Source organism: Pseudomonas sp. 1 (assembly GCF_056626735.1).
Genome location: NZ_JBWXMQ010000009.1, coordinates 89,190 through 103,985 on the forward strand (window position 1 = coordinate 89,190; position 14,796 = coordinate 103,985).

15 protein-coding genes are annotated in these 14,796 nt (G+C 62.0%); 4 read left to right on the forward strand and 11 right to left on the reverse strand.

The features are described from left to right. Positions 1-37: 37 nt before the first annotated feature. Together AC1MDC_RS15330 and AC1MDC_RS15335 are read right to left on the reverse strand one after the other, a co-directional pair. Positions 38-619, reverse strand: a complete 582-nt coding sequence (locus tag AC1MDC_RS15330) for a mechanosensitive ion channel family protein (RefSeq protein WP_011336505.1) — start codon at positions 617-619, stop codon at positions 38-40. Next, the gene (locus AC1MDC_RS15335; RefSeq protein WP_480393281.1) at positions 619-2,529 is read right to left on the reverse strand and encodes an ATP-binding cassette domain-containing protein; all 1,911 of its coding nucleotides are present in this window, start codon (positions 2,527-2,529) and stop codon (positions 619-621) included. The genes AC1MDC_RS15330 and AC1MDC_RS15335 overlap by 1 nt, the downstream gene beginning before the upstream one ends. 50 nt (positions 2,530-2,579) lie before the next feature. Here AC1MDC_RS15335 and AC1MDC_RS15340 point away from each other — a divergent pair, with 50 nt between their 5' ends. Further along, positions 2,580-3,041 (forward strand): TIGR02444 family protein, encoded by a 462-nt coding sequence (locus tag AC1MDC_RS15340; protein WP_480393282.1) that lies wholly within the window; start codon positions 2,580-2,582, stop codon positions 3,039-3,041. Here the strand turns inward: AC1MDC_RS15340 and AC1MDC_RS15345 are convergent. Further along, the gene (locus tag AC1MDC_RS15345) at positions 3,038-4,261 is read right to left on the reverse strand and encodes an AlgP family protein (protein ID WP_480393283.1); all 1,224 of its coding nucleotides are present in this window, start codon (positions 4,259-4,261) and stop codon (positions 3,038-3,040) included. The two genes, AC1MDC_RS15340 and AC1MDC_RS15345, sit on opposite strands and share 4 nt — an antisense overlap. A 192-nt stretch (positions 4,262-4,453) precedes the next feature. Between AC1MDC_RS15345 and AC1MDC_RS15350 the strand changes: the two genes are divergently transcribed. Then, positions 4,454-5,119, forward strand: coding sequence for an FKBP-type peptidyl-prolyl cis-trans isomerase (locus tag AC1MDC_RS15350; protein ID WP_085696871.1), 666 nt, complete (start codon positions 4,454-4,456; stop codon positions 5,117-5,119). 60 nt (positions 5,120-5,179) lie between these two features. Here the strand turns inward: AC1MDC_RS15350 and AC1MDC_RS15355 are convergent, their stop codons facing one another. From AC1MDC_RS15355 to AC1MDC_RS15385, 7 genes are all read right to left on the reverse strand, one after another. Then, positions 5,180-5,638 carry an Rsd/AlgQ family anti-sigma factor gene (locus tag AC1MDC_RS15355; RefSeq protein ID WP_007951863.1) on the reverse strand — a complete coding sequence of 153 codons (459 nt, stop codon included), beginning with the start codon at positions 5,636-5,638 and terminating at the stop codon, positions 5,180-5,182. Between the two features lie 185 nt (positions 5,639-5,823). Further along, a complete protein-coding gene (locus AC1MDC_RS15360; RefSeq protein ID WP_480393284.1) occupies positions 5,824-6,375 on the reverse strand; it encodes a disulfide bond formation protein B in 552 nt (183 codons plus the stop codon). Positions 6,376-6,595: 220 nt separating this feature from the next. Further along, the gene (locus AC1MDC_RS15365) at positions 6,596-7,834 is read right to left on the reverse strand and encodes a heme biosynthesis protein HemY (protein WP_085696869.1); all 1,239 of its coding nucleotides are present in this window, start codon (positions 7,832-7,834) and stop codon (positions 6,596-6,598) included. Beyond that, complete coding sequence (locus AC1MDC_RS15370) at positions 7,831-8,973, reverse strand: uroporphyrinogen-III C-methyltransferase (RefSeq protein ID WP_085696868.1); 1,143 nt, start codon at positions 8,971-8,973, stop codon at positions 7,831-7,833. The genes AC1MDC_RS15365 and AC1MDC_RS15370 overlap by 4 nt, the downstream gene beginning before the upstream one ends. Positions 8,974-8,989: 16 nt before the next feature. Next, a complete protein-coding gene (locus AC1MDC_RS15375; protein WP_085696867.1) occupies positions 8,990-9,757 on the reverse strand; it encodes a uroporphyrinogen-III synthase in 768 nt (255 codons plus the stop codon). Further along, on the reverse strand, positions 9,754-10,695 hold the full coding sequence (gene hemC, locus AC1MDC_RS15380; RefSeq protein ID WP_227233879.1) for a hydroxymethylbilane synthase: 942 nt from the start codon (positions 10,693-10,695) through the stop codon (positions 9,754-9,756). The genes AC1MDC_RS15375 and hemC overlap by 4 nt, the downstream gene beginning before the upstream one ends. A 138-nt stretch (positions 10,696-10,833) precedes the next feature. After that, positions 10,834-11,580, reverse strand: coding sequence for a LytR/AlgR family response regulator transcription factor (locus tag AC1MDC_RS15385; RefSeq protein WP_085696865.1), 747 nt, complete (start codon positions 11,578-11,580; stop codon positions 10,834-10,836). Between the two features lie 474 nt (positions 11,581-12,054). Here AC1MDC_RS15385 and argH point away from each other — a divergent pair, with 474 nt between their 5' ends. Beyond that, on the forward strand, positions 12,055-13,449 hold the full coding sequence (gene argH, locus AC1MDC_RS15390; protein WP_480393285.1) for an argininosuccinate lyase: 1,395 nt from the start codon (positions 12,055-12,057) through the stop codon (positions 13,447-13,449). 126 nt (positions 13,450-13,575) lie between these two features. Here the strand turns inward: argH and AC1MDC_RS15395 are convergent, their stop codons facing one another. Then, positions 13,576-14,235 carry a glutathione S-transferase family protein gene (locus tag AC1MDC_RS15395; RefSeq protein WP_480393286.1) on the reverse strand — a complete coding sequence of 220 codons (660 nt, stop codon included), beginning with the start codon at positions 14,233-14,235 and terminating at the stop codon, positions 13,576-13,578. 123 nt (positions 14,236-14,358) lie between these two features. On the opposite strand from AC1MDC_RS15395, the gene AC1MDC_RS15400 reads away from it, so the two are divergent. Next, positions 14,359-14,643 carry a hypothetical protein gene (locus AC1MDC_RS15400; RefSeq protein ID WP_085702337.1) on the forward strand — a complete coding sequence of 95 codons (285 nt, stop codon included), beginning with the start codon at positions 14,359-14,361 and terminating at the stop codon, positions 14,641-14,643. The last annotated feature ends 153 nt before the right edge of the window (positions 14,644-14,796 follow it).

A 14,796-nucleotide genomic window follows, 5' to 3' on the forward strand; every position in this document is an offset into this window, starting at 1 on the left:
GATGTTGCGGCCGCCGACCAACGCGGCCGGCGCGCGATCACTTTTCGAAACCGCTGGAAGGGAACACATCCGTGCCGCGCCAGCGTCGCACCGAACGCTGGAAGAACAGGCTGTTGGGCACTTGCACCATGGCGCTGCCGGTGCCGAGTTCTTCGGCTTCGATCAAGGTGGTGTAGAGCAGATTGATCGCTACCACCCGACCTTTGACGCCGGGCTTGTCGGTGGTGTCCACCAGTTCGACCACGTCGCCGAGACGAAACGGACCGACGGTGAAGATCAGAATCGCGCAGAGCAGGTTCGACAGCACGCTCCACATCGCGAAAAAGGCCACCGCCGCCACCGCGACGAAGCCCGACAACGCAGTCCAGAGCACCGTGGCCGAGACTCCAAGGCGTTCCAGCACGAAGATCAGCGCACTGCCCATGATCAGCCAGCGCAGACCGCCGCGCAGCGGCATCAGCAACTGCGGCGGGAACGGATACTTCTCGCCCAGGCGGGTCAGGAATCGGGCGACGACACGCTGGGCGAAGTAGCCGGCCAGCAGGATCAGCAGAATCTGCACGCCGAGCCAGATCGGCTCGACCCACATCGCCGGCAATGGAAGTTTGAAGGCTTCCATCAGGACAACGCCTCCAGCTCCGCCTGCATGCTTTCCAGCGTTTCCAAGGCTTGCATCCACGCTTCTTCAAGTTCGCCTTCGCGGACTTTCAGCCTGGCCTGCTCGGCCAGCAGGTCACGCAATTCGCTCTTGCGCGCCGGCTCGTAGATGTCGCTGTCGCCAAGGCTGGCATCGACCTTCGCCAGCTTCTCGTGCAGCTTGCCGAGCTCGGCTTCGAGCTTGTCAGCCTCGCGCTTGTGCGGCGCCAGTTGCTGACGCAACGCAGCGGCGGCCTGACGCTGGGCCTTCTTGTCAGTCTTGTCCGGATTGACCGGCGTGTTGCTGACCGGGGCGTTGCGCTGGCGGTATTCGACCAGCCAACGAGCGTAATCCTCAAGATCGCCGTCGAACTCTTCGACCTTGCCGTCCGCGACCAGGAAGAAGTTGTCGGTGGTGCTCTTGAGCAGATGCCGATCGTGGGAAACCACCAGCACCGCACCACTGAATTCCTGCAACGCCATGGTCAGCGCCAGGCGCATTTCCAGATCCAGGTGGTTGGTCGGTTCGTCGAGCAGCAACAGGTTCGGCCGTTCCCAGGCGATCAGCGCCAGGGCCAAACGGGCCTTTTCGCCACCGGAGAAATTCAGCACCGGCTCGTCGATCCGCGCACCGCGGAAGTCGAAACCACCGAGGAAGTCGCGCAGGGTCTGCTCGCGCTCGGTCGGCGCCAGACGCTGCAAGTGCAGCAACGGGCTGGCCTTGGCATCCAGAGAGTCGAGCTGATGCTGGGCGAAGTAGCCGACCACAGTGTTCTCGCCACGGGTCAGGCGCCCGGCCAGCGGCGACAGCTCGCCGGCGAGGTTCTTGATCAGGGTCGATTTACCGGCGCCGTTGGGGCCGAGCAGACCGATTCGCGCACCGGGGGTCAGTTGCAGCTTGACCTTCTCCAGCACGGTTTTCTCGCCGTAACCCAAACGCGCATCGGACAGGTCGATCAGCGGGCTGGAGATCTTGGTCGACTCGCGGAACACGAAGTCGAACGGCGAGTCGACGTGGGCCGCCGACAGCTCTTCCATCCGCTCAAGCGCCTTGATCCGGCTCTGGGCCTGACGGGCCTTGGTGGCCTGGGCCTTGAACCGGGCAATGTAGCTTTCCATGTGCGCACGCTGCGCCTGCTGCTTCTCGTAGGCCTGTTGCTGCTGGGCCAGACGCTCGGCGCGGGCGCGTTCGAACGCGGTGTAGCCGCCACGGTAGAGCGTCAGCTTGCGCTGATCGACGTGGGCCACATGATCGACCACTTCATCGAGGAAATCCCGGTCGTGGGAAATCAGCAGCAAGGTGCCGGGGTAACTTTTCAGCCACTCTTCGAGCCAGATGATGGCGTCGAGGTCCAGGTGGTTGGTCGGTTCGTCGAGCAGCAGCAGGTCTGACGGGCACATCAAAGCCTGCGCAAGGTTCAGACGCATCCGCCAGCCACCGGAGAAATCTCCTACCTGACGATCCATCTGCTCATTGGTGAAACCGAGACCGGCCAGCAACTTGCGCGCCCGCGCATCGGCGGTGTAACCGTCGGCGCTGTCGAGTTCGGCGTGCAGGCGCGCCAGAGCAGCCCCGTCGTGGGCCTCTTCGGCCGCTGCGAGGTCACGCTGGACCTCGCGCAGGCGCAGGTCGCCATCGAGCACGTAGTCGACCGCCAGACGCTCGAGGGTGTCGACCTCCTGGCGCATGTGGGCGATACGCCAATCGGCCGGCAACAGGCAATCGCCCGAGTCCGGGTGCAACTCACCGCGGAGCAAGGCGAACAGGCTGGATTTGCCGGCGCCGTTGGCACCGATGAGGCCGGCTTTGTGGCCGGCGTGCAGGGTCAGCTCGGCGTCTTCTAGCAGACGTTGCGGGCCACGCTGTAAAGTCAGGTTCTGAAGTCGGATCATAATGGCGGCGGAGTCTACCAGCTTCGTCCGCAACTGGCGCGAGTAGCACGATGTCCTCTGACCTGTGGAGCTTTGCCCTTGCCGTCTACGCCCGTCCCGGTGTGGAGGATGCCTGCCTGCGCCTGCAATCGGCAGGGGCCAATGTGTGCCTGATGCTGTGTGGCTTGTGGCTGGAACAGCGCGATGTGACCTGCGACGAGGGGCGCGCCCGGCAGCTTCTGGAACTGACAGAGCCTTGGGACCGGGAAGTAGTCCAGCCGTTACGCGCATTGCGCATGCAGTGGAAAGCCCTGGCCGACACCGATCCGGTGCTCAAGGGGATGCGCGAGCAGATCAAGGGATTGGAGCTGGAGGCTGAGCGTGCGCTGCTGTCGCGACTTGAAGGCGCCGCGCAAGGCTGGAAGCGTGACTCCAAGGAATCGAGTGACTGGCTGAACGTGCTGGCCGGCCCGGCGGCCAACCTGAACCGCGACGCGCTGCAAGTGCTGCGCGTCGCGGCGACCGGCGCTTAGGAAGCGCTGGACGGATTGCTGGTGACGCTCGACACCGGCGCCGGGGATGGCGTGGTTGCGGTGGTCGAGGTAGTGGCGGCCGGTGCCGGTGCTGCAGTCGGAGCCGGGGTTGCCGGTGCGGCAGGTTTGGCAGCAGGCGCAGTGGCAGGTTTTGCTGCAGCTGGTTTTGCTGCTGGCTTGGCGGCAGCTGGCTTGGCAGCGGCAGGTTTTTTCACCGCAGGTTTTGCAGCAGGTTTCGCTGCTGGCTTGGCGGCCGGTTTGGCAGCGGGTGCTGGCTTGGCTGCGGTGGTTGCAGGCTTCGCGGCGGCAGCCGGTTTGACGGCTGGTTTGGCAGCGGGTTTTGCCGCAGCTTTTGCCGCAGGTTTCGCCGCCGCTTTGGCAGCAGGTTTCGCAGCAGGCTTGGCAGCGGTTTTCGCCGCAGGCTTGGCAGCAGCAGTTTTGGCGGCTGGTTTGGCAGCGGCTTTAGCGGCTGGTTTTGCTGCCGGCTTTGCAGCCACTTTGGTGGCTGGCTTGGCAGCAGGTTTCGCAGCTGCAGTGCTTGCCGGAGCGGCCTTCGCAGCAGCGGTTTTCGCCGCAGGTTTGGCAGCTGGTTTTGCAGCAGCCGGCTTGGCAGCAGCTGGTTTGGCAGCAGCTGGTTTGGAAGTCGCTGGTTTGGCTGCTGTGGTTTTGGCCGCAGGTTTAGCAGCGCTGGCGGCTGCAGGTTTCTTCGCGGCTGGTTTTGCAGCGGCTTTCACTGGCGCTTTTGCAGGGGCTTTGACCGGTGCTTTTGCAGCAGGTTTGGCAGCCGCTTTTTTCGCAGGCGCCGCTGCCGGTTTGGCCGAACGCAGGGACAATGCCTTGCCGACGGCCTCTTGAACACGACCGACACCCTGGGCCAGTTTCAGGCTTTCCTGGGCATCGCGCTTGAGTTGCAGAATGTAGCTGCGGGTATCGGACTGACGCTCCTTCAGGGCATCAAGCAGATCTTCGAGTTCCTTCACGGCAGCCTTGGCCTTGGTCTGCGCCTTGGCTTTACCGGCCGCTGCTGCGTCCTGCAATTTGGTGCGGGATTTGTGCAGCTTTTCTTGTGCCTTGCCGCGCTGCTTTTCCAGTTTGGCGAGCAGTTTTTCAGCATCAGCCAAGGCTTGGGAGCAAGCGTTTTCCAGATGCTCGAGCAAGCTGCCCGAGAGTTGTTGGAGTAAATGCAACGGAGTGTTTACAGGCTTCTTGGTGGCCGACATGGTTTACCTCCTGGCTGACGTGAGTGCGGCTCATACTAGACCTCTGCTGCTACCGCCGCTAGGGCATGTTGACAGTATCGAAAGCACTCGGTTGCAGGCTTGCGAAAAACTTCTGCGCATTGGCAAAAGCAGTTCACCGTTGCAGACGTTCGCGCTGGCATAATCCACCGCAATTCAGGACGGAGAGTGCCCATGTCGCGCTACCTTTTTTTATCCCTCTGCATGATTTTTTCCTTGGCGCAGGCCGACGAAAAAAACACTGCAAACGATGCCCACGATCTGGCTTACAGCCTGGGTGCCAGCCTCGGTGAACGGCTGCGCCAGGAAGTGCCGCAGCTACAGATCCAGGCGTTGATCGAAGGTCTGCAACAGGCCTATCAAGGCAAACCGCTGGCACTGAGCGAGGCACGCATCGAGCAGATTCTGGCCGATCACGAATCGCAGACAGCCGAGCAGGCAGCGATGCCTTCGACTGAAGCCGCGATGGAAAACGAGCGACGTTTTCTCACCGCCGAAAAAGCCAAACCGGGTGTGAAGGAACTGGCCGACGGCATCCTGCTGACCGAGCTTTCGCCGGGGAACGGCACGAAGGCCGGCCCGGATGGAAAAGTGCAGGTGCTGTATATCGGCCGACTGCCGGATGGCACCGTGTTCGATCAAAACACACAACCACAGTGGTTCAATCTCGACAGCGTGATCGCCGGCTGGCGCACGGCGCTACAGAACATGCCCGTGGGCGCGAAGTGGCGTCTGGTGATTCCGTCGGATCAGGCTTATGGCGCTGACGGTGCCGGCGACCTGATCGCGCCGTTTACACCGTTGGTGTTCGAAGTGGAATTGCGCGGCGCGACCAGTTGATCGCCCAATAAAAAACGGTGCGCCTGGGGCGCACCGTTTCTGGTTCTTGCGAGGCCGGATTCAGGCCTGAACCGAATCCTCTTCCTTGTGTGCGGTATGCAGCACTTCGATCAGGCAGTCTTCCAGTTCGAAGCGCTCGTGGAGCAGGCCGCCCAGCTCCTTGAATTTCTCAGCAACGCATTTGCCTTCATCGCAAAGGTCGTTGAATGCGAGCAGCTTTTCGGTGATGACATCGATCCGTGGGTAGATCGTCTCGGCCAGTTCCAGGCCGCGCTTGTCGTTGAAGGCCTTGGCCTCGCCCGTCAGCTGTTCGTAGATCTCGAAGTGGCCGGCCGAGACGTAATCGACCAGCACGCCGCAGAACTCCTGCAAGGGCTTTCGATCCTCGGACAGCGCCTGAGGCTTGGCGCCCAGCTTGTCATAGGCAGCGATCAACTCCTCACGCTCCTGCAGCCAGCGGTCGATCAGCAGATGAACTCCACCCCAGCGTTCCTGAGCATTCTGACAACTTTCGAGCATGGCGATCTCTCTTCCCTTGTGGGTCATGCTGCTCTACACCCGCGCCCCTTCTTGTGGCTAATGCTTTGAGAGGCGGCCAGGCAGAGCGTCATCGAGCAACACAATTCCAATGACACGTGCGGGCCAGATTATGCCCGCACGACTATGGCTTCAAGGTACGCAGGAGAGAAAGTTCATACAAGTGTTTAATCCCTGACCAGCACCGGGTGCGACGGTTGGCCGCGCAGCGGTCGCTGCAAAGCCATCCAGACCTGTCGCAGCAACTGATAAAAAGCCAGGATCGACATCCCCACAAAGAACAGCAGACTCCACTCCGGAATGCTCAGATCGAACAGCGTCCAGGACAATTCCGCACAATCGGCGGTGTCGTTGAACATGCGCATCAGTGCGCACAACCACGGCAGGCTGCTGAACATCTCTTCCGGCCCGGGCCCGCAATGCGCCAGTCTTTGCAGGGAATCACTTTGCAACAGCACTTGCCGCCAGGCCGCCGTCATGCCGCCAAGACTGGTCAACAATGCCATCACCCAATACAGCGACAGACCGACACGTTGCGGCCCATGGATCGCAGCCATACCACAACAAAGGGTGAGGACACTCATGAACAGACGCTGGACCAGACACAGGCTGCAAGGCACCAGACCGACCGCGTATTCGAGGTAATAGGAAGCTCCCAGGGCCAGAATCCCCGCAGTGAAAGCCATAAAGAACAGGGAGCGTGAGCAGGCCAAAGACATGGCTTATCCGTAAAAATAAAGACAGGCAGTTACGGTAGAGGAAAGCGCCTCGGGCTTTCAAGGCAGGTCACTGGCGACACTTCATCAGAAGTGTAGGGAAATCCCGACAAGCACAGAAGGATTCGGTGCAGTCCACTGTAGGACTTTGCTCAGGAAGGGATTTACGGGTAACTATTCAGTCACCGGAAGAAAAAGGAGGAGCATCGCTCCTCCTTTCTGATCACGCTCGAACAGCTACGGGTAATGGCGCAGCCAGCAGGCGTTCATCCAGCATCCCGAGCCCTTCCTGGAACAGCAGATTGCTGCGCTCGGTGTCACCCAACCGGGCCAGCAGGCGAGCCAACTCGGCGCAGGCCTCCGGATTACGCTGCACTCGCAGGCTGCTTTCCAGATAATCCCGCGCCTTGCCCCACAGACTGGCTTGCAGGCACAAACGCCCCAACGTCAGCAGCAGGCTGGCGTCGCCCGGATGATCCTTGAGCCAGCCTTCAGCCGCCTGCAACTGACGCGCCGGATCACTGCCGCGCACCAGACCGTAAAGGCGTGCCAGATGGCTGTCGTACTTGCGCTTGAGCGCCGTGCGCAGCACTTCTTCCGCTTCGACCTGGGCACCCAGTTGGCGCAACTGCTCGGCGTAGGCCAGCACCAGCGCCGGTTCCTGGCGCTGGGCAGAAGTCAGCTGCTGCCAGGCTCGGTTGAGCGACTGCAAACCGACTGCGCCATCCTCTTCACGCTGGGCCGCCAGGGACAGATTTTCTCCCCAGGCGCGACGCTCGAGCTCGGTCAGCTCAGCCGGTGGCAGGACTTTGTCCTTGCGCAGCTCCGGCAACAGCCGGATCACGGACGACCAGTCACCGCGCTGCTGATGCAGGCGCTGCAACTGACGCAAAGTCTGCACATTGTGCGGATGGCGCTCGTGCATCGCCTGCAAAGTGACCAGCGCGCCATCGGTATCGCCACGATCGGTCTGCAACTGCGCATGGCTGAGGGCGATCGCCAGCTCGGCCTGCGGCTGACGCTCGAGGGCGCGCTCCAGCAGGCGATCGCTTTCCTCGTAGTGGCCTTGTTCGTTGGCGGCGCGAGCGGCGCCCAGGTAATACAGCAACGGTTGACGCTCGGCTTCGGCGGCCCGGTAAAGGTGGCGCTGGGCACTGGCCCAGCGACCTTCGGCCAGGTCGAGCTGACCATGCTCGATCGCCACCTGCACACGGCGACTGCGGTTGCGTCGCGACCATGGATTGACCACGCCGCCGGAGGTCAGCACCAACTCGACCAGCGCCTTGATGCCCCAGACCAGCAGCCACAGCACCGCGACCACCGCCAGGGTTGCCCAGAGGCTCGATTCATAACGAAAGCTTTTGTAGGCGACCAGCACGTAACCGGAATGCTCGGCAATCGCCAGGCCCAGCGCCGCCGTTGCCGCGATCACCAGAAACACGATCACATACAGGCGCTTCATGGTGTCGCCTCCTGAGCGGTGCTCGCGGCCGGTTTGGCGAAGGGTTTCACTGATTCCTCGGCGTTGACGTTACGGCGCTCCAGATACGCCTGCACCGCGCTCAACGTTCCGGCCAGATCCGGCGTGTTGACGGTAACCGGTTGCTTGCTCAGTTCCGCGACCTGCTCGAGCATGATTTTGCTCTGCGGGTTGTCCGGATTGAAGTTGCCGGTGAGAACGTCACGCGCCTCGGCCAGGGCCTGGGTGTACACCGGCGCCTGGCCGTTGAGCGCAGCCCATTGCGCCTGCTCGAGCGAAAGGCTCAGGGCCAGACGCACCTGACTCAGACTCTGGCCAGCAAGCAGCGGCCGGACGTTTTTGTCAGCGTTGAAATCGATGCGGATGTAACGCGAGATCTGATCCCACCACTGCGCCCAGCGACTGGCGCCATCGCCGTCGGAAGTCAGGCCCAGCAGCGAATCGCCGCGATCCTTGTATTCCGGCGCCAGCTCGGTGAGACCGACGACCTGATCGCGCAAGGCGCCCAGGCGCAGAAACAGCCCGGTGCGATCCGGCTGTTCGGTACTGCGCAGCGCCACAAGGGTTTTCGCCACTTGCTCGCGGGCGGCGAACGAACCGGGATCATTCTGCTCACGCAGGATTTCGTCGGCACCCTGCACCAGTGCCTGAGCGCTGCTGATGTCCTGCAGGGCGGAAAGACGCAGACTGGCCAGACGCAGCAAGTGTTCGGCCTCGGCCAGACGCCAGTCCTTGCGGCTGGCGCCGAGGACGGTTTCCAGACGCTGATTGAGGCGCTGCTGATCGCCCTGAAGCTGGGTCACCAGACGCTGGCGATCGGCAAGTTCATCGGCGCCGGGCAATTGCCCGAGACGCTCGGTCAGTCGTTGCTCGTTGAGCTTCAGGGTCTGTGCCTGATCGTTCAACGCTTGAACCTGACTCAATTGATTTTGAGTGTTGGCCTGCAGGTGTCGCACCTGCCAGACACCCCAGCCACCCACCGCAACACCGGCGGCGCCGAGCAGCAGCGCGAGAATGGCCAATCCGTTGCCTCGGCGCGGTTCGGCGGCCGGTGGCGGTGCATCAACCGGTGCATCGATCACAGGTTGAACGTCATCTTTAGGCAAGGTTGTTTCGCTCACGTATCCATCCTTTGCATTAGAGAACGGGCACGGGATGCTCCCGTAACGCCGTCAGCAAAGCCGCGGCACTCGCGCCGCGACAATCCACAACTGTTCGGGCCCCGGCGGCACTGGCCTGCTCGGCAACCCTTGGGCTTGGAACAAACAACGGCAACTGCGCAAGCACAGGCCAGGTATCGCCGGCCAGTTGGCGCAGGTGCTCGAAACCCTGTCCACTGCTGACCACCAGCCCGTTCAGGCGTTCCGCTGCAATCCTGCGAGGCAGCTCCTGCGGCGCATAGTCCGGCAGGTCGCGACGGTACAACTCCAGATATTCGACACTAGCACCAAGCGCGCGCAGGCGCTCGGCCAGCAATTCGCGTCCGCCCTCTCCGCGCAGGATCAACACCTGCGAACCGGGGACGGCCACCGCCGCCAGAAGACGCGGCAATTGCAGCAAGGCTTCGCTGTCGTCGCCCGCGTCCGGGAAGCTCACATCCAGCCCCCGATCCCGAAGGATCGCGGCGGTCGCTGCACCCACGCTGAACCATGGCATCGTCGGAGTCGACAGACCCAGAGAATCGAGCAGATCCACCGCGATCCGCGCCGCCGGCTTACTGACCACGATCACGGCGCTATAACGCGGCAGTTGCGTGATCGTGTGGCGCATTGTGTCAGAGACCGGCAGTGGCGCAATTTCCAAAAGCGGCAGACAGCTGCTGAAAAACCCTTGTTCGGCCAGCACGGCGGCGAGCGCCGAACAGTCCTCCGCCGGGCGCGTCAGCAGCAGGCGCCAAGCGGTCACTCGTGACCTGCCTCGCCGTAGACTGCCTTGAGAATATCGTCGGCGCCCTGGCTGAGCAGGTCTTCGGCCACCTGCACGCCCAGCGTCTGGGCTGCGGCACGCGGCGCACGGGCCTGTGCGCTGAGCAGCTTGCCACCGCTCGGTTCGCCCACCAGACCGCGCAGCCACAATTGATCGCCTTCGAGCACGGCGTAGCAGGCGATCGGCACCTGGCAGCCGCCATTCAGATGTTTGTTGAGGGCACGCTCGGCCGTGACACGGTCAGCGGTGTCGGCGTGATGCAGGGGTGCGAGCAGGGCATGGATTTCCGTGTCGGCACTGCGGCACTCGATACCGACGGCGCCCTGGCCACCGGCCGGCAGGCTGTCGTCGACGCTGATGGCCGAGGTGATGCGGTCTTCGAAACCAAGACGGATCAGACCAGCTGCCGCGAGGATGATCGCGTCGTACTCGCCGGCGTCAAGCTTGGCCAGACGGGTGTTGACGTTGCCGCGCAGGAAACGGATTTCCAGATCCGGACGACGGGTCAGCAACTGCGCCTGACGACGCAGGCTGGAGGTACCGACGATGCTGCCGGCAGGCAATACATCGAGGCTGGAATATGCATTGGAGACAAACGCGTCACGCGGATCTTCGCGCTCGCAGATGCAGAACAGACCGAGGCCTTCGGGGAAATCCATCGGCACGTCTTTCATCGAGTGCACGGCGATGTCGGCTTCGTTTTCCAGCAGCGCGGTTTCCAGTTCTTTAACGAAAAGGCCCTTGCCGCCGATTTTCGACAGGGGCGAATCAAGCAGCTTGTCGCCACGACTGACCATGGGCACCAGCGTCACCAGCAGGCCCGGGTGGGCTGCTTCCAGACGAGCTTTGACGTATTCGGCCTGCCAGAGGGCCAGAGCACTTTTGCGGGTGGCGATGCGGATTTCGCGAGAGGACATGGATCAATCCGTACTGAATAGATACGGCGGATAATAACAGCTCAGCCAAATCCACTTTGACCTGAATCAGAAACGGCGTGGCCTCCCTGGCCTGCAATGCCTGGTGAAAAGAACGAAGAACCGCCCGGAGCCTGCGGCCTAAAGCCCCTGCATCATTTTGCGCACGCCCGCCACATGCCGGCGGCTGACGATCAGCGCGTCACCGTTCAGACCCTTGAGGAACAACTGGAAGTGGCCCAGCGGTGTGCGTTGCAGTCGCTCGATGCGGTCGCGGGCGACCAGCGCGTTGCGGTGGATCCGCACGAAGCGCTCGCCGAATTCGTCTTCCAGTGCCTTGAGCGGCTCATCCAGAAGAACTTCGCCGGCTTCGTGGCGCAAGGTCACGTATTTGTGGTCGGCAATGAAATACACCACCTGATCCAGCGGGATCAGTTCGATGCCTTTACGGGTGCGGGCGCTGATGTGGCTGCGCGGGCCGTTACCGCTTTCGGCGGCAGGACGGGTCAGGGCCGAGAGCTGGGCCCGGTTGGGACGTTCAGCCCGTTTCAGGGCGTCATGCAGATGTTCGGTTCGCACGGGTTTCACCACATAGCCCACGGCGCTGGCCTGAAGGGCTTCCACGGCAAATTCATCGGGACCTGCGCAAAACACCACGGCTGGCGGGGTCTCGCGTTCGCACAGACGGGCAGCCACCTGCAGGCCATCGAGGCCCGGCATGCGAATATCGAGCAGCACGATATCCGGCTTGTGGCTGTCGATCAGCGCCAACGCCTCTTCGCCATTGGTGGCGCTAGGCTCCAGGACTGTGTAGCCCTCGAGCTCGCTCACCATTCGGGCGAGGCGCTCGCGGGCCAGTGGTTCGTCATCAACGATCAGGACATTCATATTGCGCTGGATTCCTGCGTGAGTCTCGCACAAGGATAGCGTAGACAAGTGGAGTGACGTCCGTCACCGCGATCCACGCTAAGACTAGCGCGAGCGTCAAAAAGTGCCGTACGTCGGCCGGCAATATTTGCCGACACGAGCAACGTACCGACTGACGCCCGTCGCCGACTGCGTTTTACGCAGGGTATGCCAATGGCCAATACACCCACCCCTCTCTCTTCTTATAGTCGGTGGCCGGACCTTTGCGCGATCCGCCGCCACGTCGACCCCTATGTCCTACTGTAGACGCTCGTCAGGCCGATATTGCTCAATCGAAAAATATCCTTGCGCAAATCCCCCGCAGACACCGGCGACTATGGAGGAGGACATGAGAAAAAAACGTATCGACCAGTGTCAGCGACAGGATTGGCAACCCTGTTATTATCCGCGCCAGCGTTTCACGCCTTCTTTCTTCAAGCCGATACGAGCGAATTCATGAGCACTGACAAGACCAATCAGTCCTGGGGCGGCCGCTTCAGTGAACCCGTCGACGCCTTCGTCGCCCGCTTCACCGCCTCCGTCACTTTCGACCAGCGCCTGTATCGCCACGACATCATGGGCTCGATCGCCCATGCCACCATGCTGGCCAAGGTCGGCGTGCTGACGGATGCCGAGCGCGACAGCATCATCGATGGCCTGAAGACCATCCAGGGCGAAATCGAGGAAGGCCAGTTCGACTGGCGCGTCGACCTCGAAGACGTGCACATGAACATCGAAGCACGCCTGACCGACCGCATCGGCATCACCGGCAAGAAGCTGCACACCGGCCGCAGCCGCAATGACCAGGTCGCCACCGACATCCGCCTGTGGCTGCGTGACGAGATCGACCTGATCCTGAGCGAAATCACCCGCCTGCAAAAAGGCCTGCTGGAGCAGGCCGAGCGCGAAGCCGCGAGCATCATGCCGGGTTTCACCCACCTGCAGACCGCTCAGCCTGTGACCTTCGGGCACCACATGCTGGCCTGGTTCGAAATGCTCAGCCGCGACTACGAGCGTCTGGTCGACTGCCGCAAGCGCACCAACCGCATGCCGCTGGGCAGCGCCGCGCTGGCCGGTACCACCTACCCGATCGACCGCGAATACACCGCGCAACTGTTGGGCTTCGACGCCGTCGGCGGCAACTCGCTGGACAACGTGTCCGACCGGGACTTCGCCATTGAATTCTGCTCCGCCGCAAGCATCGCGATGATGCACCTGTCGCGCTTCTCCGAAGAGCTGGTGCTGTGGACCAGCGCGCAGTTCCAGTTCATCGATCTGCCGGACCGCTTCTGCACCGGCAGCTCGATCATGCCGCAAAAGAAAAACCCCGACGTGCCGGAACTGGTACGCGGCAAGACCGGCCGTGTGTTCGGCGCCCTGATGGGCCTGCTGACCCTGATGAAAGGCCAGCCACTGGCCTACAACAAGGACAACCAGGAAGACAAGGAACCGCTGTTCGACGCCGCCGACACCCTGCGCGACTCGCTGCGTGCCTTCGCCGACATGATCCCGGCGATCAAACCGAAACACGCCATCATGCGTGAAGCGGCGCTGCGCGGTTTCTCCACTGCCACTGACCTGGCCGACTACCTGGTGCGCCGTGGCCTGCCGTTCCGTGATTGCCACGAGATCGTCGGTCACGCGGTGAAGTACGGCGTCGACAACGGCAAGGATCTGGCCGAGATGAGCCTGGAAGAACTGCGTCAGTTCAGCGATCAGATCGAACAGGACGTGTTCGCCGTGCTGACCCTGGAAGGCTCGGTGAATGCCCGTGACCACATCGGCGGCACAGCGCCGGCGCAGGTCAAGACTGCCGTGATTCGCGGCCAGGCGCTGATCGCCAGCCGCTAAAAGCCAAAAGCATCGCTGGCAAGCCAGCTCCCACAGGTTCAGTGTCGAACATGCAATTGTGTTTCAACTGAAAACCCTGTGGGAGCGGGCTTGCCCGCGATGACTGATTTCAGAACGCTACAATTTCTACTTTTTGGCCGCGATCATCGCCAAAAACGCCGGCATCTCCGCATCCTTGTCCGCCTCGATCTTCTGCACGTGCGGATTCTGCTCAAGCCGCTCCAGCAGCGCCCTGGCCTTCGGCATTTCCGCCAGCAAATCCAGACCGAACAGCTTGTGCCCCACCGCAGCCGCCAGCGGCACGCTGTAGAGGAAGTACAAATCCGCAATGCTCAGGCTGTCGCCCGCCACATACGGGTCGAACTTGCCGTAACGTCCCAGCGCCGCAAAACCCAGCAGCAATTCAGCCTTGGTTTTCTCTTTGATCGCCTCCGGCAGCGCCGTACCGAAAAACGCTTCGCCATAACAGGCACGGGCCGGCAGCTCGATATACAGCTCGATTTCCTTGGCCACTGCCAGCACCTGGGCACGGGCGAACGGCTCGGTCGGTAACAACGGGACACCCTGCTGACTGCTTTCGAGGTATTCGAGCATCACCATCGTTTCGTTGATGTAACCGCCTTCGGCCCCCAGCACCGGCACCTTGCCGCGCGGGCTGATGGCCAGAGATTCAGGCGTCGGCGTCGGGTAGAACGTGACCTCTTCGAACGGCAGGCCTTTTTCCAGCAGCGCCAGTTTGACCATGTTGTAGTAGTTGCTGACGGAGAATCCATAGAGCTTGAACATCACATAGCCTCCAGGCCGTGCGGGGTGGGCAGTGCCTGTTTATAGATCGCCCGGGGGATTCTCGCCAGCAGCATCACGCCGCTGAATGCGGGTAAACTGGCGCCTTTCCTTGAGGAGCCTGCCATGAGCGAGCCGACTGACATCGACAATGATGAAGAAGAGTTCACCGAATCGACGCTGATCGAAGCGATCGAGAACCAGATCGAAAGCGACAACCCGCCAGCGGCCAAGGCAACCTTCAACAAGCTGACGCTGGTCGGCTACGAGCGCGAAGACATCCTGAACCTGATGGCCCATGTGCTGGCCTACGAAATCGATTCGATGCTCGACGATGACCGCGCGTTCGATACCGAATGGTACGAAACAGCGCTGCGCGCATTGCCGGAACTGCCACCGGAAAAGCAGTAACCGGTCTCGCCCTGTGGGAGCAGGCCTGCTCCCACACAATTTGTCATCCATCTCCACGGCCTTCTGCCGACCCCTGACTACACTGGAATCCACCCTGGGACAAAAACCCTGACACGCGCACTGGACAGGCCGCGCCGGCAGGTTCACCTTAGG